Annotated in this window: 19 protein-coding genes and 1 pseudogene; 12 read left to right on the top strand and 8 right to left on the bottom strand. The window is 71.7% G+C overall.

Annotation, left to right across the window (positions count from 1 at the left end):
• The gene (locus tag ABZX65_RS20735) at window positions 1-447 is read right to left on the bottom strand and encodes a MarR family winged helix-turn-helix transcriptional regulator (RefSeq protein ID WP_355341750.1); all 447 of its coding nucleotides are present in this window, start codon (window positions 445-447) and stop codon (window positions 1-3) included.
• Window positions 448-535: 88 nt separating this feature from the next.
• On the opposite strand from ABZX65_RS20735, the gene ABZX65_RS20730 reads away from it, so the two are divergent.
• Window positions 536-943, top strand: a complete 408-nt coding sequence (locus ABZX65_RS20730; protein WP_355341747.1) for a VOC family protein — start codon at window positions 536-538, stop codon at window positions 941-943.
• A 177-nt stretch (window positions 944-1120) separates the two neighbouring features.
• On the opposite strand, the gene ABZX65_RS20725 is transcribed toward ABZX65_RS20730, so the two are convergent.
• The gene (locus tag ABZX65_RS20725; RefSeq protein WP_355341744.1) at window positions 1121-1591 is read right to left on the bottom strand and encodes an RNA-binding S4 domain-containing protein; all 471 of its coding nucleotides are present in this window, start codon (window positions 1589-1591) and stop codon (window positions 1121-1123) included.
• A gap of 345 nt (window positions 1592-1936) precedes the next feature.
• Complete coding sequence (locus ABZX65_RS20720; protein ID WP_355341741.1) at window positions 1937-2692, bottom strand: SDR family oxidoreductase; 756 nt, start codon at window positions 2690-2692, stop codon at window positions 1937-1939.
• A gap of 207 nt (window positions 2693-2899) precedes the next feature.
• On the opposite strand from ABZX65_RS20720, the gene ABZX65_RS20715 reads away from it, so the two are divergent.
• Complete coding sequence (locus ABZX65_RS20715; protein ID WP_355341738.1) at window positions 2900-3787, top strand: LysR family transcriptional regulator; 888 nt, start codon at window positions 2900-2902, stop codon at window positions 3785-3787.
• 52 nt (window positions 3788-3839) lie between these two features.
• Here the strand turns inward: ABZX65_RS20715 and ABZX65_RS20710 are convergent, their stop codons facing one another.
• On the bottom strand, window positions 3840-5123 hold the full coding sequence (locus ABZX65_RS20710; protein WP_355341735.1) for a phosphodiester glycosidase family protein: 1284 nt from the start codon (window positions 5121-5123) through the stop codon (window positions 3840-3842).
• A gap of 333 nt (window positions 5124-5456) precedes the next feature.
• Between ABZX65_RS20710 and ABZX65_RS20705 the strand changes: the two genes are divergently transcribed.
• From ABZX65_RS20705 to ABZX65_RS20695, 3 genes are all read left to right on the top strand, one after another.
• Window positions 5457-6239, top strand: coding sequence for a hypothetical protein (locus ABZX65_RS20705; RefSeq protein WP_355341732.1), 783 nt, complete (start codon window positions 5457-5459; stop codon window positions 6237-6239).
• A gap of 38 nt (window positions 6240-6277) precedes the next feature.
• On the top strand, window positions 6278-7285 hold the full coding sequence (locus tag ABZX65_RS20700) for a phosphotransferase (protein WP_355341729.1): 1008 nt from the start codon (window positions 6278-6280) through the stop codon (window positions 7283-7285).
• 184 nt (window positions 7286-7469) lie between these two features.
• Entirely contained in the window at window positions 7470-8111 is a 642-nt protein-coding gene (locus tag ABZX65_RS20695) for a hemerythrin domain-containing protein (RefSeq protein WP_355341726.1), read from the top strand.
• 76 nt (window positions 8112-8187) lie between these two features.
• Here the strand turns inward: ABZX65_RS20695 and ABZX65_RS20690 are convergent, their stop codons facing one another.
• From ABZX65_RS20690 to ABZX65_RS20680, 3 genes are all read right to left on the bottom strand, one after another.
• Window positions 8188-9108: a zinc-binding dehydrogenase gene (locus tag ABZX65_RS20690; protein WP_355341723.1), complete on the bottom strand. Its 921-nt coding sequence runs from the start codon at window positions 9106-9108 to the stop codon at window positions 8188-8190.
• Window positions 9109-9369: 261 nt separating this feature from the next.
• Complete coding sequence (locus ABZX65_RS20685; RefSeq protein ID WP_355341720.1) at window positions 9370-10371, bottom strand: beta-ketoacyl-ACP synthase III; 1002 nt, start codon at window positions 10369-10371, stop codon at window positions 9370-9372.
• 490 nt (window positions 10372-10861) lie between these two features.
• Entirely contained in the window at window positions 10862-12910 is a 2049-nt protein-coding gene (locus tag ABZX65_RS20680; RefSeq protein ID WP_355341717.1) for an NB-ARC domain-containing protein, read from the bottom strand.
• 599 nt (window positions 12911-13509) lie between these two features.
• On the opposite strand from ABZX65_RS20680, the gene ABZX65_RS20675 reads away from it, so the two are divergent.
• Genes ABZX65_RS20675 through ABZX65_RS20665 form a run of 3 tightly spaced genes read left to right on the top strand, consistent with a single transcriptional unit; the run spans window position 13510 to window position 16810 of the window.
• Complete coding sequence (locus ABZX65_RS20675; RefSeq protein WP_355341714.1) at window positions 13510-14889, top strand: extracellular solute-binding protein; 1380 nt, start codon at window positions 13510-13512, stop codon at window positions 14887-14889.
• Complete coding sequence (locus ABZX65_RS20670) at window positions 14889-15893, top strand: sugar ABC transporter permease (protein ID WP_355341711.1); 1005 nt, start codon at window positions 14889-14891, stop codon at window positions 15891-15893. Before ABZX65_RS20675 ends, ABZX65_RS20670 begins: the two co-directional genes overlap by 1 nt.
• Window positions 15890-16810: a carbohydrate ABC transporter permease gene (locus ABZX65_RS20665; protein WP_355341708.1), complete on the top strand. Its 921-nt coding sequence runs from the start codon at window positions 15890-15892 to the stop codon at window positions 16808-16810. Before ABZX65_RS20670 ends, ABZX65_RS20665 begins: the two co-directional genes overlap by 4 nt.
• A 93-nt stretch (window positions 16811-16903) precedes the next feature.
• Here the strand turns inward: ABZX65_RS20665 and ABZX65_RS20660 are convergent, their stop codons facing one another.
• Complete coding sequence (locus ABZX65_RS20660) at window positions 16904-18526, bottom strand: XRE family transcriptional regulator (RefSeq protein ID WP_355341705.1); 1623 nt, start codon at window positions 18524-18526, stop codon at window positions 16904-16906.
• Window positions 18527-18790: 264 nt separating this feature from the next.
• Between ABZX65_RS20660 and ABZX65_RS20655 the strand changes: the two genes are divergently transcribed.
• The 4 genes and pseudogenes from ABZX65_RS20655 to ABZX65_RS20640 all read left to right on the top strand — a co-directional run.
• A complete protein-coding gene (locus tag ABZX65_RS20655) occupies window positions 18791-20026 on the top strand; it encodes a hypothetical protein (RefSeq protein WP_355341702.1) in 1236 nt (411 codons plus the stop codon).
• 108 nt (window positions 20027-20134) lie between these two features.
• A complete protein-coding gene (locus ABZX65_RS20650; RefSeq protein ID WP_355341698.1) occupies window positions 20135-21034 on the top strand; it encodes an acyl-ACP desaturase in 900 nt (299 codons plus the stop codon).
• On the top strand, window positions 21031-21882 hold the full coding sequence (locus tag ABZX65_RS20645) for an alpha/beta fold hydrolase (protein ID WP_355341694.1): 852 nt from the start codon (window positions 21031-21033) through the stop codon (window positions 21880-21882). Before ABZX65_RS20650 ends, ABZX65_RS20645 begins: the two co-directional genes overlap by 4 nt.
• A gap of 279 nt (window positions 21883-22161) precedes the next feature.
• A pseudogene (locus ABZX65_RS20640) lies at window positions 22162-23538 on the top strand (discoidin domain-containing protein); the annotation flags it as partial.
• Between the last annotated feature and the right edge of the window lie 22 nt (window positions 23539-23560).

Here is a 23560-nt window from a genome sequence, read left to right as displayed (position 1 = left end):
TCACCGTCCCCCGGCGGGCAGCCCGTCGTGCACCCGCAGCAACAGGGCGTGCAATTGGGCCCGTTCGCGCGCGTCGAGCGGGGCGAGCACGTCGTCCTGTACGGCCCCGGCGCGGGCGGTGAGCGCGGCGAGGCGGTCGCGTCCCGCCGGGGTGAGGGCGACGCGGACCCGGCGGCGGTCGGCCGTGTCGCGGGCGCGCTCGACGCAGCCGGACGCGGCCAGTTCGTCGACGACCTTCACCATGTCACTGGGGTCGACGCCCAGCCTCCCCGCCAGCTCCCGCTGCACCTGCGGGCCGAAGTCGGCGAGCGCGGCGAGCACCGCCATGTGCCACAGCCGCAGACCCTCGTCGGACAGTTCGGCGGCCAGCCTGCCGCGCGCGGCCTTGCCGGTCTTCGACAGCAGATACGTCGTGAGGGCGGCGAGGGTGGGCGGTGTTCCGTTCATGGACCTCATTGTAGGCTGACACCAATGATGGGTCAGTACCTATGATCCCGTCACTCATCATCCCGTACGCACCGAATGAGGTCTCCCGATGGACGCGCTCCACCCGCGCCTGCTCGTCGGCCGGTTCGCCGACACCTTCCGCTTCTACGACGCCGTGCTCCCCGGTCTCGTCGGCGCCGCGCTGACCCGCGGCGGCGAGAGCGGCCCCTACGCGAGCTGGGACGTCGGCGCCGAGGGCGTCCTCTCCCTCTTCGACCGGGCCGCGATGGCCGAGGTGACGGGCGGCACCGGCCTGCCCGCCGACCCGCCGCCCGCCCGGGACCGGGCCGTGCTGGTCAGCCGGGTGCCGGACGTCACCGCCGGCTACGAGCTGTGCCTGCGGCACGGCGGACGGCCGGTCGCTCCCCCGGCCGACCGCCCCGAGTGGGGCCCGTCGATGCGGACGGCGCATCTGCGCGACCCGGACGGCAACCTCCTGGAACTCCAGTCGTACTGATCCGGCGTACGGCCGGTCCCGCCGGGGTCCTCAGCCGCCCAGCACCGCTCAGTGCGCTCAGACGCTCTGAGCCATCAGCCAGGGTCCGACGCAGGACTCGCGGGTCACACGGGCGCCACTCAGCCGTCCGCGGGACGCCGGGAACCCCTCACCCGTCCGCGGGACCCCGCCCACTCCTCAGCCGTCCGCGGGACGCCGGGCGCCGCCGCGCGGACGCGGGGTCCCGCCGGGCCGGCCGCCGTCGCCGGGCCGCGCGCTGCCGTGCAGCAGCCGTTCCAGCTCGCGCCGGTCGCGCTTGGTCGGCCGTCCGGTGCCGCGGTCGCGCAGGCCCAGCGCCAGGACGTCCTCGCGCGGGGGCGGCGGCGGGCTGTTGTCCACGAAGCACTCGGCCGCCGCGGGCGCGCCGACCCGCTTGCTCAGCACCTTGGAGACGACCACGATCCGCTCGCGGCCCGCGTGGTGCAGCCGTACCTCGTCGCCGACGCGTACGGCCTGGGCGGGCTTCACGCGCTCGCCGTTCACCCGGACGTGTCCGGCCCTGCACGCCGCGGCGGCGATCGAGCGCGTCTTGGTCAGCCGGACGCACCAGATCCAACTGTCCACCCGCACGCTCCCGCCGCCCGCGGGCTTCCCCTCGTCACCAGCCATGCCTCCGAGCCTACGACGTGGTCCGCTCCCGTCACCCCTGGTTTCCCGCTCACCTGGGCGGACGGCTGCGCGTGCGGGGTGCGCGGCGCAGTGTGAGGGTGCTGGCGTGACTACCGTCGGTGAGACCGGTCCCGTGACCGAGGAGGCGGCGCCGCCCGCTCCGAGTGTGCGTCAGCGCAACATCGTGTGCGGCACGATCATGCCGGGGATGCTGCCGGCGGCGCTCGACCAGACCGTCGTGGGCACGCGGACACCGCCCGCCGCATCCTGGACAGCGCGGGCACCCGGCTCGACGCGGCGGGGGCGTCCGCTCGGCCGCGTGACCGCCCGGGCGCGTCCGGGCGGTCAACGGCCCAGCATCGCACCGCCGTTGACGTGCAGGATCCGTCCCGTGGTGTACGCGGCCTCGGGCGCGGCCAGGTGCTTGATCGCGGCGGCGATCTCGCTGGGCCTGCCGGGGTTGCCGGTCAGCGTCTGGGCGACGCGGGAGGCGATGAACCCCGGGGTGCCGCGGTCGCCGAAGAACTCGGTGTCGCCGACGAAGCCGGGCGCCACCGCGTTGACGGTGATGCCGTCCTTGCCGAGCCGCTGGGCGAGTTCGAAGGTGTAGGCGTGCACGGCCGCCTTCGCGCCGCCGTACGAGCCGGGGCCGCGTACCGCCGCGATCGAGGACAGGTGGACGATCCGCCCGCCGGGCCGCCGTACGGACGGCAGCAGCGCCTCGGTGAGCAGGACGGCCGTCAGGACGTTGGCGGCGAAGTTGCGCCGGTAGCCGTCGGCGATGCCCTCCAGGGTGCCGTCGTCGTCGAAGGCGGCGTTGCCGCCCGCGTTGGTGACGATGACGTCCACGGGGCCCTCGGCGGTGATGAACGCGGCTGCCGCGCGCACCTGTTCCGGCTCGGTGAGGTCGGCGGCGAAGAGGTCGACGCGCCCCTTGCCGTACTCCTCGTTCAGCTCCTCGGCGGCGGCGCGCAGGACGCCCTCGCGGCGGCCGAGGACGGTCACCCGGTCGCCGTCGGCGGCGAAGGCCGCCGCGGTGGCCCGTCCGATTCCGGTCCCGCCGCCCGACACCACCACGCGACGCTGCTGCTGCTCTGCCACGGTCCCCGCTCTCCGCCTCACTCCGAGGCGTTCTTTCATCTGAATAGCAGTCACATACGGGCACGACGCTAGGCAGCGCGGGCGGCCGGTGTCAACCGACTTCCCTGACGGGGGCGGGAGGATCAACTCCACTTCATGGAATGATCGTTAAGTACGATTTAACAGCGCGCTCACACATGCCTCGACGGCACCAGGAAGGGGGCCTGCATGGAGCGGTACGAGATGGAGACGTTCCTGACCCTCGCCGAGGAGCTGCACTTCGGGCGGACCGCCATGCGGCTGCGGGTGACCACGGCCCGGGTCAGCCAGGTGATCAGCAAGCTCGAACGCCGTGTCGGGGCACCGCTGTTCGAGCGCACCAGCCGCAGTGTGGTGCTGACCCCGATCGGCCGGCGCCTCCACGACGACCTGCGGCCCGCGTTCGAGCGGCTGGAGGCGGCGCTGGCGACGGCCGTGGCCGAGGGGCGCGGGGTGACCGGGCTGCTGCGGGTGGGCTTCGTGGGCGCGGCGGCGAGTCAGCTGCTGGTCAGGGCGACCGAGCGGTTCCGTACCCGGCATCCGGGCTGCGAGGTGGAGATCCGCGAGGTCCAGATGACCGAGGCGCTGGAACGGCTGCGCGCCGACGCGCTGGAGGTGCTGATCGCCTGCCTGCCGCTGTCGGGCCCGGATCTGGCCAACGGTCCCGTGCTCCTGTCGGAGCCGCGCATGCTGGCGGTCCCCGCCACGCATCCGTTCGCCCAGCGCGGCACGGTCTCGGTGGAGGATCTGGCGCGCACCGAAGTGCTGCAAGCGCCGTGCTCGCTGCCCGACTACTGGCGCGAGCCGGGGACGCCGCAGCAGACCCCGGCGGGCCTGGCGATCCCGGTCGGCCGCTCGGCGGCGACCTTCCAGGAGGTGCTGACCCTGGTCGGGGCGGGCCAGGGGGTCTTCCCGGTGGGCGCGCACGCCACCCGGTTCCCCGCCCGCCCCGACGTCGTCTACGTCCCCTTCCACGACACGCCGCCGCTGGACTGGGGTCCGGTGTGGCGGGCGTCCCGCGCCACTGCCAGGATCCGCGCCTTCACCGAGGCGGCGGCGGCCGACCAGATGGCGTAGCGCCGTACCCGGCCGCGCGGGCCGTGCCGGCGGGTCGCCGCCGCGCGTACGGTCAGCGGGCGTAGACGGCCACGAAGTCGCGGGTGGCCTGGGTGTAGTAGCGGTCCGGCGGGTCCTCGAAGTCGAGGATGTTGGTGGGTTTCGGGTCCGCCGGATTCTTGCCGCTGTCGTAGGACATGAAGGACGGCCACGCGCGGTTCATGTCCAGCGGCATGGCGCGGACCGCCCCGGCGTGCTGCATCAGTTCGGCGAGGGTCCGCGCGGACAGGGCCTGGCCGACCACCATGATGATGTCGCCCTGCGCGGTGATGCCGACGCCCGAGCGCTCGACGAACATCTTGCTCTGGTCGGTGACACCCCACTTGGAGTCGTCGCCGATGTCGGGCACCACCCGGCCGTCGTCGACCATCAGCTCCAGGCACTGGCGTACGCCGACGACGTCCTTGGTCATGTGCACATCGCGGCCCCAGACCCCGATGCGGATCGAGCCGTCCTTGTAGAAGACCTCGGACGCGGTGCCGTCGCGCAGGTCGCCCGCCGTCTGTCCGTTGAGGTAGAAGCCGCCGCGCGAGCCGCCGTCGGTGACCCGGAAGCCGCCGTTCCAGGTGGCGACCAGACCGGTGCGCTGTCCCTTGGGGATGTTGGGCGGTACGGAGAAGGTGCCGCCGGGCTCGCGGAATCCGGGGTGGAGCTGGAAGCGCGCGTGCTTGCCGCTGATCCAGGCGACGGCCGCCTCGTACGAGGTGTGGTCGCCGTCCGGCCTGACGTACGTCCCCTGGACGATCGGCTGGCCGTGGGCGCTGGACAGGGTGCGGAAGACGCCCTCGCCCGGCAGGCCGGGGGTGACCAGCGGGCGCATCGGGGCGCGCAGCGGGATGACCGGCGCCGCGGGGGCCGCGGGCGCTCCCTCCGGCGCGGTGCCCGCGGCGGTGGTGGCGGGCGCGGTGGCCTTCATCCGGGCCAGCGCGTCGGCCGACAGCGAGCCGCCGACCTTCGGCGGGTCCATCTTGTACTGGACGTCCTCCAGCTTGTTGACCACGAAGCCCAGCTCGTGGTCGCGGGCCCACTCGGCGAGCCTGGCCACGTTGCTGTCCTTGCCGGGGTAGGTCAGCGCCTGGCCGACCGACCAGCCCACGGTGCCGACGCACACCACGCAGACGCCGAGCGCGCCGCGGGTGACCAGCCGGCGGCGGCGGAGCTGCGTCGGGGTCAGATCCCGTTTGTGCTTCCACGGCAGCAGTCGTCTGCGGCGCGTGCGTCCGCCGCCGTCCGCCGCTTCCGCGGAGTCGGCGCCGTCGCGCGGTTCCGCGATCCGGCCGCCCGTCTGCTGGGTCATGACACTCCTCGCCCTCGCTCCTACCGCCCCTGTCGCCTGCGCGACCCGGGGAGACCTTTAAGCATATTTTCAGACACTATGACCGTTGTGCGACCAGCCCAATCACGGCACGCCCGGAACCACCCGACCGCCGGACCCTTCTGACGGCCGATCAGCGGTGCGGGGGTCCTGAAGGCGGGGCCGTACTCCACCGGGAGCAGCGCGACCGCCTCCCGCGCGACGACGCGGCGCGCCCCGCCCGCCGCCTACCGTGAGCGCGTCCCGGCCGCGCCGCGTCCGGGACTCCCCGGCCGGGAGCCCCGCCGGGGCCCCCTCGGTCAGGAGTCCCGCGCCATGTCCGCCACGGCAGCAGCAGTCGTCCCGCCGCCCGGCCGCCTCCCCGCACGCGGCGCCGAGCGGGCGGCGTACGCGGTCGGCGCCGCGCTCATCGTGTCGGGCCTGTTCCACCTGGGGGTCTTCGCGGTGGACGGCGGACCGTGGGACGGCCCGGTCTCCTGGCGCAAGCCCTTCACCTTCGGGGTGTCCTTCGGCCTGACCCTGATCGCGCTCGCCCGGGTGACCTCGTACGTGCGGATCGGCGAGCGGACCCGCTCCACGCTCCTCGCCCTCTTCGCGGCCGACTGCGTCCTGGAGGTCGCGGGGATCACCGTGCAGGCGTGGCGGCACGTGCCCTCGCACTTCAACGTGGAGACGCCGGTGAACGCCGCCGTCGCCATGTCGCTGGCCGTCGGCGGCGCGCTGCTCGTCGTGGTCCTCACCGCCTTCGCGGTCGCCGCCTTCCGCGCCCGGCCCGCCGGACCCGCCGGAATGCCGCTCGCGCTGCGCGCCGGATTCGCGCTGCTGCTGGTCGGCCTGCTCTCGGGCGCCGCGATGATCGCCCGCGGTGTCGTCGACACCAGGACCGGCGACCAGCAGGCCGCGTACCACTCGACCGGCGCCTTGAAGCCGCTGCACGCAGTGAGCCTGCACGCGGTCCTCGTACTCCCCGCGCTGGCCTGGCTGTTGGCCCGTACGCCCTGGTCGGAGTCCGTCCGGCGGCGGATCGTGCTCGCCGCCGTGTGGGCCTACGCGGCCGCCGCCGTGGGCGCGCTCGGCTGGGGACTGGCGACCGCGTAGGGTTCGGCCCCACGGAAGGCGACCACGGGGAGGGGCGGATGGCACCGCTGACGCGGGACGACACGGTGGCCGGAGCGCTGGAGCGCGCCGGAATCCCGGCGGCCGGGATCGCCGGACACGCGCCGCTCCAGGGCGGCACGTACAACGCGATGCACCGCGTCGAACTCACCGACGGCGCCGTCCTCGTGCTCAAGGTCCCGCCGCCGTCGCGGGTCCCGAAGCTCGGCTACGAACGCGAACTGCTGCGCGGCGAGGCCCGGTTCTACGAGGGCGCCGCCACGGCGGGGGTGCCCGCGCCGCGCGTGGTGCACGCCGAGTACGACGACGGGAGCGAACAGGCCGCTCCCTTCCTGCTGATGACGCACTGCCCCGGTGTCACCTGGTCGGCGGCGGGAGAGGCCGCGGAGGGCGTCGGCGCGGCCGAGAGCGCGCGGCTGTGGCGGGAGACCGGCGGCCTGCTGGCCCGGCTGCACTCGGTGCGCGGACCGGCCTTCGGCTACCCGGCGCAGACCCTCGCCCCGCTCGACTCCCGCTGGCGGCCCGCCTTCACGGCCATGACCGACGCCGTCCTGGCCGACGCGGAGCGGTACGGACCCTGGCTGCCGCTCCCGGTCGCCGAGATCCGCGCCGCGCTGGCGACGGCGGCGCCCGTACTCGACGAGGTCACCGAGCCCGCGCTGGTCCACTTCGACCTGTGGCCGGGCAACATCCTGCTCCACGGTCCCGCGGGCGCCCGTACGGTCAGCGGTCTCATCGACGGCGAGCGGATGTTCTGGGGCGACCCGCTGGCGGACTTCGCGTCGCTGTCGATCGGGCGCGACGACATCGAGCGCGACTCCGCCTTCCTCGCCGGATACGGCGCGGGCGGCGGGCGTACGGACTTCGACGCGGCGGCCCGGCGGCGGATCGCGCTGTACCGCTGCTACCTCTTCCTGATCATGCTCGTCGAGGTGGTGCCGCGAGGGACCGGGGGCGAGCATCTGGCATGGGTGAGGCAGTACACGGGACCGCGGCTGGAGGCGGCGCTGCGGACCGCGGCGGGGTGACGTGCCGGGCCCCGCGACGAGGGGCCGCGGCCGAACCCGGCCTCCTTATCGCGGGGTTCGCCCCGATCGGCGCGGAAGTCGCCGCCGCCGCGGGCCTCGGGGTTCCTGAGGAGGAAGCACCGTGACAGGCGTCGGTGCCACCATCTGACCACGTACCCGCGCACGCACTCATCAGGAGGCACGCATGAGTACCTACACCCCGTCGGATGCGCAGTCCCGGCTCGACTTCACCATGATGTACGCGGTGCACGACGCCTTCCGGCGCGACCTCGGCAGGCTGGTCACGGCCGCCGACCACAAGGCCGGGAGTCCGCGGGCCTTCAAAGAGGGCTGGAAGAACTTCACTTACTACTTGGACATCCACCACACCGCCGAGGACACCACCTTGTGGCCCGCCATGCGCGGGCGGATCGGAAGCGACCCCGAGCGGGTCGCGCTGCTGGACGCGATGGAGGCCGAGCACGCGGTGCTCGATCCGCTGATCGCGGCGGTCGATGCGCGGCTCGCGGCGGGTGACACGGCCGGGTTGAGCCAGGACGTGGAGCGGCTGCGGGACGCGCTGACGGCGCACTTCGACCACGAGGAGGACGCGGGGCTGCCGCTGGTGGGGGCCGTGGTGACCGCCAAGCAGTGGGACGCCTTCGGGGCGGAACAGCGCAGGCAGGTGGGGACGAAGGGGGCGGCGACGTTCTTCCCCTGGCTCCTGGACTCGGCGCCGGCCGCGACCGAGCAGAAGGTGCTGGCGCTCGTTCCGCCGCCGGTCCGCTTCCTCTTCCGCAAGACCTGGCGGCCCCGCTACGAGAAGCAGTCCCCCTGGGCCAAGTAGCCCCTGGCGCTGACGCGTTCACCGCGCGGAGGTCGCACGATCCCTCCGCGCGGTGAACATCCGGGAGCTGCCCGGGTCAAAGGGCCAGCACCACCTTGCCGTTGACCTGACGGCGGTCCAGACACCGCAGCGCGGGCGTCGGATCGGTCCATGAGCCGACCAGGGCGACCTGGGGGTCCAGCCGGTCCTCGGTGACGAGTTGGAGCAGGAAGGCCAGGTCGTGGCCGACGTCGTGGCGGGTGATCTCGTCGAAGAGGAAGACGTAGTGGAGGCTGACACCGGGCCGGGCGCGCCCCCAGTCGCGGGGAAGGCGTAACTCGGCCCGCGCGGTGTTGCCGTAGACGACCACGCTGCCGCCGGGGGCGACGGACTCGAAGGCCCAGGTCAGGACGGAGCCGCCGCAACTGTCGAGCAGGATGTCGACGGGCACGCCGGGGTCGGTGCCGTAGGTCGCGACGACATCGGCTCCGAGGGCGGCGAGACCGGTCGCGCGGTCCGGGGAGCCGACCCAGGCGATCACGTGGGCGCCCGCGGCGGCGGCGAGCTGGACGGCGGCCCGGCCGACTCCCCCGCCCGCGCCGGTGATCAGTACGGTGCGGCCGATCAGACGGCCGGCCCGCTGGAGGGCGTAGAGAGCGGTGAGGCCCGCGACGGGAAGGGCCGCCGCGGCGGCCCAGTCGACGGCGTCGGGCAGCCGGGCGAGCCTGCGGGTGTCGAGGGCGACGCGCTCCGCCCAGCCGTCGCGGTCGGCGAGGCCGACGACGCGGGTGCCCGCGGCCGGGCCCGATCCGTCGGCCGCCGGGCGCAGTACGGTGCCCGCGACGTCCCAGCCGATCCGGGAGCCGGGGGGCAGCTCGTCGAGCACGGACAGCTCGCCGCGGTTGACGGCCACCGCGCTGACCGCGATCAGGGCCTGTCCGGGCAGCGGTTCCGGCTCGTCGACCGGGTCGAGCCGGAGTCGACCGTCCGCGTTGTCCGTTGTGACCAGGGCTTTCATCAGCTACCCGCCTTCTTCGTCACACGCCACCAGTGGGGAGAGGGAGAGCGGTGCGCGCCCGGTCGCGCGAGATTCCGGGCGGGTCCCGTTCTCCTCCTGGTACGTAGAGTCATTAACTCCGGCAGCTGTGACGGCCGATGATCGTTCATTTCGGAACGGCGGGTGTCGCGGGCGGAAAAGGCGCCGGCCGCCGCCCCTGTGTGCCGGGGCGGCGGCCGGTGCCAAGTGGTCGCGCTGCGCGCTGTGCTGGAGTGCGGTGGGTCAGGGCAGGGTGGCGACCACCGCGGCGTAGGACAGGCCGGAGCCGTACCCGAGCAGCAGTGCGGTGTCGCCGGAGTTGGCCTCGCCGGAGGCGAGCACCGCTTCCATGGCCTGCGGGATGGACGCACCGGAGGTGTTGCCGTTGGTCACGATGTCCTTGGCGACGGTGACTTCGGGCGGCAGGCCGATGGACTTGGCCATGCTGTCGATGATGCGCTCGTTCGCCTGGTGCGGGATGAACGTGTCGAGGTCGGCCGGGCCGACGCCCGCCACGTCCAGCGCCTGCTTGGCCACCTTGGCCATCTCGTAGACCGCCCAGCGGAAGACCCGCTGCCCGTCCTGGCGCAGTGCGGGGAACGCGTGGCCGGGGTCGTCCTTGAGCACGTCCCAGGGTGCCGTCTGCTCGATCGCGTCGGCCTGCGAGCCGTCCGCGCCCCAGACCACCGGGCCGATGCCCGGTGTGTCCGACGGGCCGATTACGACGGCCCCCGCGCCGTCGCCGAAGATGAATGCCGTCGAACGGTCGCTGAGGTCGAGCAGATCGGTCATCCGCTCCACGCCGACGACCAGGACGTGGCCGCCTCTGGCGCGCACGGCGTCGGAGGCGAGCACCACGCCGTGGACGAATCCGGCGCAGCCCGCGGTGATGTCGAAGGCCGCGGCCTCGGTGGCGCCGATCCGGTGGGCGATCTCCGTGGCGACCGCGGGTGTCTGCATGAGGTGGGTGAAGGTGGCGGCGATCACGCAGGTGATGCGGTCCGGGGTGAGCCCGGCTGCCGCGATGGCCTTGCTGGCGGCCTGCTCCGCCATCACGCCCAGGGTTTCGTCGGGACCGGCCCAGCGGCGGGTCACGATGCCGGTTCTGGAGCGGATCCATTCGTCCGAGGAGTCGATGTATCGACATACTTCGGCGTTGTCGACGACCGACCGGGGGCGATACGCGCCGACACCGAGAATTCGGGTGTGCCGTGCGCCGTCGGGCACGGCGATCTCAGCTTTCATGGGAGCCTTTCAGGCCATCGGCCATGGATGGGGGTCAGACCTTGCATCAGGCAGTGACCCATCGTCCTCGACGTGGTGTACGTCGCTCAACGCAGGGTCGCCATACGAATGATCCCGCGATTCAGCAGGAAAGAAGACCAATCCTTCCTCCACGCCGAGAGGTGGCCTGGAATCGACGCAGGTATGGCACACCTGTCCGAGACCAACCGCCCCGACCTGCGGCTTCTCCGTCCGAGCCCGCTTCGGCGCCGTCACTCGCACGGCCGGATCACCCCCCTTGCGGCGCGTCCTGCGGATCTAATCCCGTACGGTAAACGGCAAAAGGCGCACAGTGGTTCCGCCGAAAGGGCAATTGACATCAATGCGATAACGTGAAGCGCCGGAGTCGGCTCCGGGAACACACGATATTCGTTACCGATCAGTATCGGCCAACGCGCCGTCTCCACGGCGGCGACCCGTGTCACGCGTCACACCCGCCGGGTCACGGCGGTCAGCGTTGCGCCGGGGGCTCCTCGGCGAGAGCGGCGGCCAGCGCGGTGCGGCCGTACTCCGTGGCGCCGCGCCGGTACGCCCTGTCGTACGCGGCGTCGCCGACCAGAGCGCGGGCGGTCGCTTCGCACTGCTCGCGCACCCCGCGCAACTCCGGCGTGCCGCGCTGCGGGTGCCCGACGCTGCGCCAGTACGACTCGCCGACGCCGTAGACGGTGGCCGCCTGCTCGCCCCTGCCCTCGGCGGCCAGCGCGGCGGCCAGCAGGTCGAGGCCGAGCGCGATCCCGAAGGCGTCGCCGAGCAGCCGCTTGCTCTCCAGCATGGTGCGGGCGTGTCCCGCGGCCTCGTGCGGCGCCGACTGGAACAGCGCGATCAGCGCGAGTTGGTACTCCAGGTAGGACAGCGTCCAGACCTCGCCGAGCTGGGCGCAGTGCTGGCGCAGTTCGCGGGCCCGCGCCCGCGCCTCGGGGAGCCGGCCGAGGCCGGTGAGCGCGAAGACCGCGACGAGGTGGCAGCGCAGCCGGGAAGGCGAGTCGAAGGCCCAGCCCGGTACGGCGGCCAGCGCCGCGTCCACGGTGTCGCGGGCGTCCTCGGCGCGGCCGGTGAGCAGGGCCAGCAGCCCGGACAGGTACGCGGCGGCGAACTGCGCCTCCTTGTCCCCGTCGTACGCGGCGGCCCGCGTGGCCAGTTCGCTGACCTGGAGCGCCGAGGGGTAGTCGCCCTGGAGGGTGATGGTCACTCCCAGCGCGCACAGCGCGCGGGTGCGTTCGGGGCCCTGGGTGTCGTGCGCCATCAGCGCGCGCTCCAAGTAGCCGCGAGCTTCCTTGAGATGGCCGCAGCAGGTCCAGAAGAAGCAGAGCAGTCCGGCGAGTTCGGCGGCGCGGGCGGGCTCGGTGGCCAGCAGGTGGTCGAGCGCGGTGCGCAGGTCGGTGTGGACGTCGTCTATCTGCCGGTAGCAGCGGGCCTGTTCGCTGCTCGACCACAGGGCGTCGGCGCGCCGGGCCAGTTCCAGGAAGTGCCCGGCGTGCCGGTCGGCCAGGGTGTGTTCCTCGCCCAGTTCGCGCAGCCACTCCTGGCCGTACTCGCGGATGGTGTCGAGCATCCGGTAGCGGTGGCCGTCCCTGCGGACCACGGACTGGGCCACGAGGCGCTCCAGGGTGGCGGCGACCGCGTGTTCGGCCAGCGGGCCGCCGGAGGTCACCGCGCGCGCGGCGGTGAGGTCGAAGGAGCCGCGGAAGACGGTGAGCCGGGCCCACAGCAAGCGCTCGACCGGCGCGCACAGTTCGTGGCTCCAGCCGATGGTGGTGCGCAGGGTGCGGTGCCGCGGCGGCCAGACGAAGTCGGCGCGGGCCAGCACGTCGAAGCGGAAGCCGAGCCGGGAGGAGACGTCCTCGACGGTGGAGGGGCCGACCTGGGCCGCGGCCAACTCCAGTGCCAGCGGGATGCCTTCGAGGCGGCGGCAGATCTCTGCGGCGGCGCGGGCGGCGCCGGGGCCCGCGAGGGCGTCGGGGTCGGAGTCGGTCACGCGCCGGGTGAACAGCGCGAGCGCGTCGGCGCCGTCGCCGTCCAGCGGCCCCACTTCGGTCAGTTCCTCGCCCACCAGGTTCAACGGACGCCTGCTGGTGGTCAGTACGGTCAGCCCCGGCGCGGAGGTGAGCAGTTCGCCGACCAGGTGCGCGCACTCGTCGACCAGGTGCTCGCAGGAGTCCAGGACCAGTAACAGGCGCTTGTCCGCGAGCCATTCGCACAGCGCTTCCACCGGCATGCGCGGTGAGTGATCGGAGAGGTCGACCGCGTCCGAGACGGTGGCCAGCAGCAACTCGGCGTTCTCCAGGGCCGACAGGTCGGCCCACCACACCCCGTCGGGGAACCGCGGCGCGGCCCGCTGCGCGGTGCGGGCGGCGGAGCGCTGCGCGATACGGGTCTTGCCGACGCCGCCCGCACCGGTGAGTGTGACCAGCCGGTGGGTCGCGAGCGCGGTGTCCAACCGCGCCAACTCCTCCTGTCGCCCCTCGAAGCTGGTCGTTTCCTCGGGGATGTAGCCCATCATGGGGACAGCCTGGCATCGTCCGGCCACACAGGGCAGCCACACCACCGGAGCAAAACGGGCCGGTGGACTTCCGGAACGATCTCGTCCGGTGTTGGCGATCATTGCCGATCATCGCGTGATGCCCGAACTTTACCGCTATCTCCGGCAATTCGGGCGCGCGGATGTCGAGTTCACCGGGCGCGCGCCCCCGCGACTCGGCCATGACGTCGGAAGCACGCAATATCAAACATTAGAAGAGATGGATCTTCAGGGCCCGTTGCCCCTTTGGTGCATGTTGTTCCATCCGGTTCGATCGTGCTCGGACCGCCTCCGAGCTGCCACGATCCGACCGCTACCCTGAACCGTCCCTCTCATGCGGGGCGGCAACGGAATTGGGCGGCCAATCAGCACGCTACCTGCACATCACGGTCCGGCAACGCATCCGTAATGGGGCGTTGACGCTCCTGGGTATCTGGCGTAGAACTACCCCTGCGGTTGAGATGGCGTTTCATCTTGGTGACTTCTGTTGGAAATCGATAGGCTACAGGCCCTCCAGAAACGTCCACTCCGCCATCGCTCGCCTACCGCACCCGGAACGGCCACACACACATGGAGGCACCATGTCGGACGTCGAATCAACGGGAAGCAGCACAGCGGGAAGCGGCCTGGACAGCGGTACGTCGCCGTCGCGCAGAAACGTGCTCAGAGGCGTCGCGGGCGCGGCCGGTCTCGCCGTCGTCTCCGGCGGCCTGCTGACGGCCTGCGGCAGCGACTCCAAGGACTCCAAGGACAAGAGCAGCCCCAGCGCCTCCGGCGGCAAGGTCGGCGGCACGGTGACCTTCGGGTCCAACTACTCCGACTCCGCGCCGAAGGCCGCCTTCGCGGCCCTCACCACCGCCGCCGCCGCGAGCACCAAGGCGCAGGTCAAGATCAACACGGTCGACCACAACACGTTCCAGGAGAACATCACCAGCTATCTCCAGGGCACCCCGGACGACCTGTTCACCTGGTTCGCGGGCTACCGCATGCAGTACTTCGCCGCGCAGGGCCTGGCCCAGCCGCTGGACGACGTGTGGGACAAGATCGGCGGCAACTTCGGCGACGCGGCCAAGAAGCTCTCCACCGGCCTCGACGGCCACCAGTACCTGGTGCCGCTGTACAACTACCCGTGGGTGGTCTTCTACAACAAGAGCCAGTTCGCGGCCAAGGGCTACTCCGTGCCCACCACCTGGGACGCCTACGTGGCGCTCGCCAAGAAGATGAAGGGCGACGGCATCATCCCGATCGCCTTCGGCGACAAGGACGGCTGGCCCGCCCTCGGCACCTTCGACATCCTGAACATGCGGATCAACGGGTACGACTACCACACCAAGTTGATGAAGCACGAGATCCCGTGGACCGACCAGGGCGTGCACACGGTCTTCCAGCACTGGGCCGAGATCCTGCCGTACACGCAGACCGGCGCCAACGGGCGGATCTGGCAGGACGCGGCCAAGACCCTGGAGACCAAGAAGGCCGGGATGATGTTCCAGGGCACCAACCAGGTGGCCGCGCAGTACGTCTCGGACAAGGCCGACCTCGCCGACCTGGACTTCTTCACCTTCCCCGCGATCAACCCGTCGTACGGCCAGGACTACATGGACGCGCCGACCGACGGCTTCATGCTCAGCAAGAAGGCCAAGAACCCCGACGCGGCCAAGGCGATCCTGGAGTACATCGGCACCGGGCAGGCCGAGTCGGACTTCCTCAAGACCGACCAGTGGGACGTCGGCCTGGCCACCGGCCTCCAGGTGCCGACGTACAACGCGATCCAGAAGAAGTCGGTCGCCGAGATCGCCAAGTGCAAGGCGGTGGCGCAGTTCATGGACCGCGACGCCGACCCGGCGATGGCCACCGCGATGATCTCGATCATCCAGAAGTTCATCGACGACCCGAGCACGGGCAACATCGCCGGCCTCCAGAAGAGCGCCGAGGCCCAGGCGAAGGCGATCTACTCCTGATGAGTTCCCCCCAGACGCCCGCCCCGGCGGCGGCGGAAACCACGGCCACGCCGAAGGTCCGCCGCCGCCGGGGCATACGCAGGCTGAGTGCGCGCGACCGCGTGGTCGTCGCGCTCCTGCTGGGCATACCGCTCCTGCTCGACCTGGTCTTCGTCTGGTTCCCGGCGCTCGGCACGGTGCTGCTGTCGTTCACCAAGTGGAACGGCGTCGGCAGTCTGCACACCAAGACCTGCCAGCCGAATCTGCCGTCGATCCTCAACAACGGCTGTGTGTACGGCGTCCAGAACTACCACCAGGCCGCCACGATCTACCCGGAGTTCTGGCCCGCCGTCCGGCACAATCTGATCTGGCTGGCCGTCTTCGTCCTGATCGCCACACCGCTGGGCATGCTCTTCGCCGTCCTCATCGACCGCGGCATCCGGGGCAGCCGGATGTACCAGAGCATCCTCTTCCTGCCCGTGATGCTCTCCCTGGCGCTGGTCGGCATCATCTGGGAGTTCATGTACTCGCAGAACTTCGGACTGATCAACACCGTCATCGGGCGCAACGGCAACGACAACGCCATCGACTGGCTCGGCAATCCACACCTGAACCTGTGGTCGGTCCTGGTCGAGGCCACCTGGCGGCAGGCCGGATACGTCATGGTGCTGTACCTGGCCGGGCTCAAGGCCGTGGACCCGACGCTGCGCGAAGCGGCCCTGGTCGACGGCGCCAACGCCTGGCAGACCTTCTGGCGGGTGATCTTCCCCGTGATGCGTCCGATCAACATCGTCATCATGGTGGTCACCGTCATCGAGTCGTTGCGCGCCTTCGACCTGGTGTACATCACCAACAAGGGCATCAACGGCCTGGAGCTGCTCTCGGTCCTGGTCACCTCCAACATCGTCGGGGAGACCCAACGGGTCGGCTTCGGCTCCGCGCTGGGCGTGGTGCTGCTGGTGATCTCGCTGGTGCCGATCAGCGTCTTCCTGTACCAGACGTTCAGCCGTGAGGAATCGCGATGACCACCGATACCCTGCCGCGGCTGCACACCGAACCCGCCGCGCGGCCCCCGGGCCCCGGGAAGCCGGGCCCCTGGGGCCAGATCGCCTCGCAGGTCTTCCTGATCTGCGCCTCGGTCCTCTGGCTGCTGCCGATCGCCTTCGCGCTGTACGTGGCCGTCCGCCCGTACTCCGACACCCGCAAGTACGGCTATGTCTCGCTGCCGCACCACCTGACGTTCAAGAACTTCACCGACGCGTGGACCCAGTCGGACATGAAGCACTTCTTCTGGAACTCGGTGCTCATCACCGTTCCGGCGGTGATCGTCGTGCTGGCGCTGGCGTCCGGTGTGGCCTTCGTGCTGACCCGGGTCAACGTCAAGCTCAACATCGCGCTGCTGATCCTCTTCACGGCGGGCAACCTGCTCCCCCAGCAGGTCATCATCACCCCGCTGTACCGGATCTACCTGAAGATCTCGCTGCCCGGCTTCCTCAGCGGCAGCGGCCTGATGTACAACTCGGTCTTCGGCCTCATCGTCATCAACGTGGCCTTCCAACTGGGCTTCTGCGTCTTCGTGCTGAGCAACTACATGAAGTCGATCCCCGACGAGATGTACGAGGCCGCGCTGGTCGACGGCGCGGGGCTGTGGACCCGGTACTGGAAGCTCACCCTGCCGCTGTGCCGTCCGGCGCTCGCGGCGCTGGCGACGCTGCTGACGACCTGGATCTACAACGACTTCTTCTGGGCCATCACCTTGATGTCGTCGGGCGACAAACGCCCGGTCACCTCGGCACTGGCCAATCTCCAGGGGCAGTTCGTCTCCAACCAGAATCTCATCGCCGCCGCCGCGATGATCGCGGCGGTGCCGACGCTGGTGGTCTACATCCTGCTCCAGAAGCAGTTCATCGCCGGTCTGTCGCTGGGCTCCAGCAAGGGCTGAGCACACGGGCAGGGGCCACGCTTCCGCTCCCGTCCCCCAACGGCCGCCTCCGGGAACCCCGTTCCCGGCGGCGGCCGTCCGTCGCGGCGGCGGTCACGCCCGCTTCGCGGCGCCGCCGGCCCTGACCCGCGACGGCAGCCGCAGCCACCAGGACGCCGCGGCACGGGTCTTGGAGGGAATGCGCAGGTCGCCGGAGACCCGCCGCAGGAGATCGGTCTCGCCGCTGATGCCGAGCCCGTAGACGGCGGCGGAGGCCGCGCGCCCACCGGCCGGGCGGGAGGCGCCGCCGGCGGCGGGGGTCAGCGCCAGCGCGTTCTCCCAGAAGGACCGCGGGCTGACCCCGCCCATGTGCGCGAGCGCCGACGTGGCGGCCCTGACCACCGCCTCCGGCAGGGTGGGAGCGAGCGCCAGCCGCTGGACCAGCGGCCGTTCCGCCGTGCCCCCGACGATCCGCAGGGCCTCGAGCAGCCGCCCGGCGAGCGTGACATCGCGGGCGACGGCCAGCCGGGACAGCTCGTGCGACATCGCGGCGGCCACCGGCGCCCGGTAGGGGGTGGCCGCGACCATCATGGCCGCGTACAGGCGCATGTCGAAGACCGGGTGCAGCAGCATCTCGCGGACCAGCAGGGGCAGCAGCGGGTCCGTGAAGCGCGGGATCTCGCGGGAGACGGCCGACAGGGCGGAGGCGGTGACGCGGGCGGCGATGTCGGAGCCGTACCGCTCCCCGGCACCGGTACGGGTGCGGGCCGGGAGCGACGGCGGCGCGCCGTCCAGCATGCGCGACACGACCGCGGCGAGCGCGCGTTCCTCCGCCTGGCGCCCGTCGGCGTCGTACGCCACCTGCTTGACCAGCCGGGCGAGCACGGCCGACTGCGGCCGGTCGAAGTGCTGGAGCCGGACCTTGCGGACGCAGGCCAGCAGCGCGCCGAGGAAGGCGCTGTCGTTGGTGGGCCTGGCCAGTTGGGCGAGCACGCCAGAGGCCGCGTCCGGGTGCGCGCTGGAGTCCAGGAGGCAGACCGGTTCGAGGAAGACCTGGTTGTGGGCGTCCGCCGCCCAGGCGATGCACGCCGAGACCGCCGCCACCTGACCCGAGGGGTGGCCGAGCACCCGGTTCAGCGCCTCGTGCCGCTGCTGCCAGGCCAGGCCGTCGGAGACCAGCGACTCGGTGAGCAGGCGTTCGGCCAGGGCCGTCCAGTCCCGTGAGCGCAGCCGCAGTTGGGGGTGGAGGACGAGCAGCACGGTCAACTCGTCCCAATCGGCGCCGGTGACCGGCGCGTCGTCCAGGGCGCGGTCCAGGAGGGTGTCGACCCGCCGTTCCGCCGCGCCGAGATCGCCCGGCGCGCGGGCCAGCAGCGGTACGGCTCCGGCGGACGGGGCCGCGTACCGGTGGAGGATGTCGATGGTGGCGGTCAACTGGCCCGGCGGCAGGCCGAGTAACTGCTCGTAGCGGCGGACCGCGGAATGGCCGACCCTCGTCACGCCGGTCTCCCAGCGGGAGATGGAGCTGACGCTCACCTGCGCGGGCCAGGAGCCGCCGTGGAAGGAGCGGGCGAAGGAGTCGCCCTTCGCCCAGCGCGGTTCGCGGCCGTAGAGCCGGTTGACCCGCAGCAGCCACGCGGCGCGGTCCTGGGTCGTCGGCAGCGGGGCACGCGCGGGGACGGCCGACCGCCGCCGTCCGACCGATCCGTACGGCCGCCCACGCGTGCTGTTCGCCATCGCCACCCCGGTGATCCCTACGCGTCGCGTATTTATTGCAGTGCCCCCCGGCCCGCGCAACGCGCAGTCACATTAGACCCGGCCGACCGTACTGTCGCCATAATCCGGCCAGTCGCGGGAGGGCGAGCCGGATCGCCGGGGCGCACAAAGGGGGCGCACGCCCGGAACACGCTGTGCGCACAGCGCCTCACCCGACAATTCGGCACGGAATTTCGCACAGGAACACGCAACAAGCGCCACGCACCACCCGAGACAGGGACGCCCATGGCTACCAGCCTGGCTCTTGCCGGAAAGACATTCGACATCTTCACCGCGGAACCCATTCTGCTGTCACGGATCAACGCGAGCCCTCGCCGGTGGCTCTGGCTCTGCGGAATTCCCGTCGTGACCATCGTCCTGCTCTTCGAGTTCTCCGGTCTGTACGGCGCGGTGACCATGCCGCACCTGGGCGGGCAGCTCTGTTCCGACCTGGCCCAATTCCTCAGGTTCGACCGGCCGGACTGCCGACGGCACGCGTCGGCGGGAAATCGGTTTCCGCTCCTGCGCGACCTGCTCTCGCTGAGCGCGATCGTCATCCTGCTGATCACCCCGGCCCTCGTCCAGCGGCAGTGGTCCGCCTTTGAGAACCTGCTGCCGGGAATGGAACGCGACGGATCGCTCACCGTCCCGGCGAACGCCGCCGCGCGGGCGCGGATCCACGCCGAGATCGACCGGACCAATCTGCGATTTCGCCGAATAAGGAATCTGGCGCCGATCATGATCGTCGGTTCGTTCGTCTGCGTCTTCGTCATCTCGCTCAGCGAGAAACGCCTGGGCATCTACTACGCGCTGGCGCCCGCCGGACAGGCGCACGCCTGGGGCAGGGCCGCGTACGCCAACTGGTGGGCGAGCTGGCAGACCTCGCCGGTCGGCGCCATCGTCTACCTCACGGTGGGCACCGCGGGCGTCTACTGGATCGCGGTCATGAACTGCGCGGGCAGCCGCGTACTGCTGTGCCTGTGGCGGCTCCGCGGCGACCTGCACTACGGCGTCGACCCGGCCAACGCCGACGGCAGTTTCGGCTGGGGCCGCGCCCGCGCCGTCCTGGTGCCGACCTACACCTCGATGGCCCTGCACGGCTTCGCCCTGATCGCGGTGGGCATCTCGCTGCCGTTCCCGTGCAGCGTCGTGGTGCTGATCCCGGTGGTCGGCCAGTGGCTGCTCGCGCTGCCCGTCTACACCGGGCTGCCGCTGCTGCTCACCCGGCGCTGGGTCCGGGGATTCAAGCGGCGGGAGGAGGCCCGGCTGCGGATCGCGCTGCGGCGGCTGGAGGCCGACCGCGCCGCTCTGCTGGCGGCGGGCCGCTACTTCACCGAGTCCGAGGCCCTGAGCGGGCGCCTGGCCCGCGTCCGCGACATCCGGTCCTTTCCCTTCAACCGGCCGCGCGACATCGTGCTGGCCGCCGCCAATCTCCTCGCCACCGCCGGTGGCGTCTACTCCCTCTTCCTCGTCTGGTACTGACCAGCCGTCACTTCTCCTCGGCCCGCCGTCACTTGGCACCGGCCCGACGTCACTTCGCACGGACTCGGTCGCACCGAACAGCCCGCTCCACATCCGTCTGGGGGATTCATGCGCAAAGACCAGGAAAACCAGCTCCAGGAAGTCTTCGACGCCTACGCGCTCACCTGGGGACCGGTGCAATGGCGCTCGCGAGTCGCGGCCGTCCGCCGTACCGGGAACGACACCTTCGCCTCGATGCTGTACGCGCTCGCGGCCGTCGAGACCGATTCCGCGCTGATGCGCAGAAAGGTGCACGCGATCCGGGGCGACCGGGCGAACGCGCTCGCGCAGTTCAACATCCTGTGGCTGGCGGAGGAGGCCGAGCACGGTTACGCGCTGCGCGCCGCCGCTTCGGCGCTCGGCACTCCGAGGAAACCGTCGGCGGTGCGTCGCAACACCCGTCACATCCGCGCACTGGTGACCTGGCCGACGCTGTACGCGGCCGGTCTGCTCATGCCGCACATCCAGGCGATGTACTGCGTTCTGGGCGCGATGCAGGAGTACATCGCGCTGACGACCTACCGGCGGATCGGCGAATTGGTGGGAGATCCGGCGCTCGACGATCTGCTGAAGGCGATCGCGCGCCAGGAGTCGCACCACATGAAGTTCTACCGCAAGTGCGCGCTGATCCTGCTGGAGGAGCCGGGCGCGCGCGGGACCGCGCGGCTGACGATGCCCACGCTGTGGCGTCCGCCGGGCATCGACCTGCTCGGCCTCGGCCAGTGGCTCGACGTGTTCGGCCCGCTGCTGCGCGACCCGGTGTACGCCGACCGGCTCGCGCGGGCCGACGCCGTGCTCGGCGACCTGATCGAGGACCACTCGGTGACGCCGATGACCTCCTTCCTCGCCAAGGCCGGACCCCGGCTGCACGCGGCGGCGGACACCGCCCCTGCGCCCGCCGGGAGCACCGCGGTCCGCCTGCCCCTCGTCGGGGCCGCCGACCGGTCCGTCGGCGGGCGGCGCCGATGAGGTCGTTCCGCTCCGGCGGCTGGGAGTTCCCGGTCGGCGACGCGGGGCCGCGCGACGGCGAGCCGGTGGTGCTGCTGCACGGCTTCCCCGCAGGCCCGGCGTGCTGGACGCGGGTCGCGCGGGCGCTGGGCGCGGCGGGTGTACGGACGCTCGCCCCGCTCCAGCGCGGGTACGCCCCCGGCGCCCGCCCGCGCCGGGCGCGTGACTACCGGCTGCCGCTGCTGGTCGAGGACGTCCTCGGCCTGCTGGACGCGGCGGGCCTGGAGCGCGCGCATGTCGTCGGGCACGACTGGGGAGGCAGTGTGGCCTGGGCGCTCGCCGAGCGGGCGCCGGACCGGGTCGCGTCACTGACCGCCGTGTCGATGCCGCACCCGGCCGCCCTGGGCCGGTCGCTGCTGACCAGCCGTCAGGCCCTGCTCTCCTGGTATCTGCTCTTCTTCCAACTCCCCTGGCTGCCCGAGGCGGTGATCACCCACGACCGCGGGCACACCGGAGCGCGCTGGCTGCGCCGGCTCGGCCTGGAGGAGGCGACGGCCCTCGGGTACGCGCGGCGGTTCGTGACCGACCGGGCCGCGCTGACCGGCGCGCTCGGCTGGTACCGGGCGCTCCCCCGCGAGGCGGCCCGCGGGCTGCGGGCCGCGCCGGTGTCGGTTCCCACGCTGTTCGTGTGGGGTACGGCGGACGCCGTGATCAGCGCGCGGTCGGCGTGGCTGACCGAGCGCTGGGCGGCGGGACCTTACGCCTTCCACCCGCTCGTCGGCGGCACGCACTGGCTGCCGGAGCAACGTCCCGACCTGCTGGCCGAGTTGATCCTCGGACAGCTCGCGAACCACCCCGCCGCCCGCTGAACCGGACCCGCCGCGATCCGGAAAACAGGCCGACTCCGACCCCAAAAACCGTTATCCATACGGGCGTTGGCTCCGGCGCTGTCACGGGGATTGACACTGTTCAGGCGTTGCAAGAGACTCCCACGGAGAGCGCTCTCCGCCGTCATCTCCGGCCATTGTGCGACGAGTCCGGAGCAATTCGCAGCCGCCACCGTGGATGCCGCCGCCTGCCGCCCGTCGCCCGTCCGGCGACGGCCTCCACGGTGATCAGAGTCATCACACCCCCACGTGGAGATGCACATGAGCCTCCTGTCCACATTTCTGAGGTCCGTCAGACGGCGCAGACCGCTGGTGGCCGTCGCCCTCGCGGCGGCCCTGGCGACCGGCGGTGCCATCGGCACCACGACCGGTACCGCGCACGCGGCCGACACCCTGCTGTCCCAGGGCAAGACCGCCACCGCCTCCTCGACCGAGAACGCGGGCACCCCCGCCTCGGCCGCCGTCGACGGCGACGTCGGCACCCGCTGGTCCAGCGCGGCCGGTGACCCGCAGTGGCTCCAGGTCGACCTCGGCGCGTCGGCGACCATCAGCTCGGTCAGCCTCAACTGGGAGACCGCGTACGCCACCGCCTTCAAGATCCAGGTCTCCGACACCGGCACGACCTGGACCGACGCCTACTCGACCACGACGGGACCCGGCGGAAAGCAGACCCTTTCCGTAAACGCTTCCGGGCGCTATGTCCGGATGTACGGCACCGCGCGCGCCACCGGATACGGCTACTCCCTCTGGGAGTTCCAGGTCTACGGCTCGACCGGAGCCGCGGGCGGCACCTGCGGCACCACCAACGCCGCGCTCAACCACCCGGCCACGGCGTCCTCCACGGAGAACGCGGGCACCCCCGCCTCCGCGGCCGTCGACGGCAACGCGGGCACCCGCTGGTCCAGCGCGGCCGGTGACCCGCAGTGGCTCCAGGTCGACCTCGGCTCCTCGCAGGCGGTCTGCAAGGTCGGTCTCACCTGGGAGGCGGCCTACGCGACCGCCTTCAAGATCCAGGTCTCGGACAACGGCACCACCTGGGCCGACGTCTACTCCACCACCACCGGCACCGGCGGCACCCAGAACCTCACGGTCAGCGGCACCGGGCGCTACGTCCGGATGAACGGCACCGCGCGCGCCACCGGATACGGCTACTCCCTCTGGGAGTTCCAGGTGTACACCACCGGGAGCGGCGGGACCGGCGGCGGCACCGGGGGCACCACCACCCCGCCCACCAACGGCGGCGGCGGTGACTTCTCCGGCACGGTGATCTCCGCCTACAAGCAGGTGTCGGCCTCGTCGTACGAGGGCGGCAACGCCCCGGCCGCCGCTCTCGACGGCCGTACCACCACCCGCTGGTCCAGCCTCTCCACGGACAACGAGTGGATCCAGGTCGACCTCGGCAACATCGGCAAGATCAGCGGCATCGTGCTCAACTGGGAGTCGGCGTACGGCAAGGGCTACCACATCGACGTCTCGGACAACGGCACGGCGTGGACGCCGATCTACACCACGACCAACGGCCCCGGCGGCATCGAGCGGCTGCCCGTCACCGGCCAGGGCCGCTACGTCCGGCTGACCGGCACGGCCCGCGCCACCGGATACGGCTACTCGCTCTGGGAGTTCCAGGTCTACGGCACGGTGGACAACTCCACCGCGACCC

This window comes from Streptomyces sp. NPDC003300, from assembly GCF_040610915.1.
In the GTDB taxonomy this organism is placed as follows: Bacteria; Actinomycetota; Actinomycetes; order Streptomycetales; family Streptomycetaceae; genus Actinacidiphila.
The sequence above is the reverse complement of the archived record's forward strand: the minus strand, read 5'-3'. Positions and strand labels throughout refer to the sequence as shown.

What these genes read in the sequence shown, in the direction of transcription:
- ABZX65_RS20735 (WP_355341750.1), bottom strand. Translation starts at nt 447, where the DNA reads ATGAACGGAACACCGCCCACCCTCGCCGCCCTCACGACGTATCTGCTG.
- ABZX65_RS20730 (WP_355341747.1), top strand. Translation starts at nt 536, where the DNA reads ATGGACGCGCTCCACCCGCGCCTGCTCGTCGGCCGGTTCGCCGACACC.
- ABZX65_RS20725 (WP_355341744.1), bottom strand. Translation starts at nt 1,591, where the DNA reads ATGGCTGGTGACGAGGGGAAGCCCGCGGGCGGCGGGAGCGTGCGGGTG.
- ABZX65_RS20715 (WP_355341738.1), top strand. Translation starts at nt 2,900, where the DNA reads ATGGAGCGGTACGAGATGGAGACGTTCCTGACCCTCGCCGAGGAGCTG.
- ABZX65_RS20710 (WP_355341735.1), bottom strand. Translation starts at nt 5,123, where the DNA reads ATGACCCAGCAGACGGGCGGCCGGATCGCGGAACCGCGCGACGGCGCC.
- ABZX65_RS20705 (WP_355341732.1), top strand. Translation starts at nt 5,457, where the DNA reads ATGTCCGCCACGGCAGCAGCAGTCGTCCCGCCGCCCGGCCGCCTCCCC.
- ABZX65_RS20700 (WP_355341729.1), top strand. Translation starts at nt 6,278, where the DNA reads ATGGCACCGCTGACGCGGGACGACACGGTGGCCGGAGCGCTGGAGCGC.
- ABZX65_RS20695 (WP_355341726.1), top strand. Translation starts at nt 7,470, where the DNA reads ATGAGTACCTACACCCCGTCGGATGCGCAGTCCCGGCTCGACTTCACC.
- ABZX65_RS20690 (WP_355341723.1), bottom strand. Translation starts at nt 9,108, where the DNA reads ATGAAAGCCCTGGTCACAACGGACAACGCGGACGGTCGACTCCGGCTC.
- ABZX65_RS20685 (WP_355341720.1), bottom strand. Translation starts at nt 10,371, where the DNA reads ATGAAAGCTGAGATCGCCGTGCCCGACGGCGCACGGCACACCCGAATT.
- ABZX65_RS20680 (WP_355341717.1), bottom strand. Translation starts at nt 12,910, where the DNA reads ATGATGGGCTACATCCCCGAGGAAACGACCAGCTTCGAGGGGCGACAG.
- ABZX65_RS20675 (WP_355341714.1), top strand. Translation starts at nt 13,510, where the DNA reads ATGTCGGACGTCGAATCAACGGGAAGCAGCACAGCGGGAAGCGGCCTG.
- ABZX65_RS20670 (WP_355341711.1), top strand. Translation starts at nt 14,889, where the DNA reads ATGAGTTCCCCCCAGACGCCCGCCCCGGCGGCGGCGGAAACCACGGCC.
- ABZX65_RS20665 (WP_355341708.1), top strand. Translation starts at nt 15,890, where the DNA reads ATGACCACCGATACCCTGCCGCGGCTGCACACCGAACCCGCCGCGCGG.
- ABZX65_RS20660 (WP_355341705.1), bottom strand. Translation starts at nt 18,526, where the DNA reads ATGGCGAACAGCACGCGTGGGCGGCCGTACGGATCGGTCGGACGGCGG.
- ABZX65_RS20655 (WP_355341702.1), top strand. Translation starts at nt 18,791, where the DNA reads ATGGCTACCAGCCTGGCTCTTGCCGGAAAGACATTCGACATCTTCACC.
- ABZX65_RS20650 (WP_355341698.1), top strand. Translation starts at nt 20,135, where the DNA reads ATGCGCAAAGACCAGGAAAACCAGCTCCAGGAAGTCTTCGACGCCTAC.
- ABZX65_RS20645 (WP_355341694.1), top strand. Translation starts at nt 21,031, where the DNA reads ATGAGGTCGTTCCGCTCCGGCGGCTGGGAGTTCCCGGTCGGCGACGCG.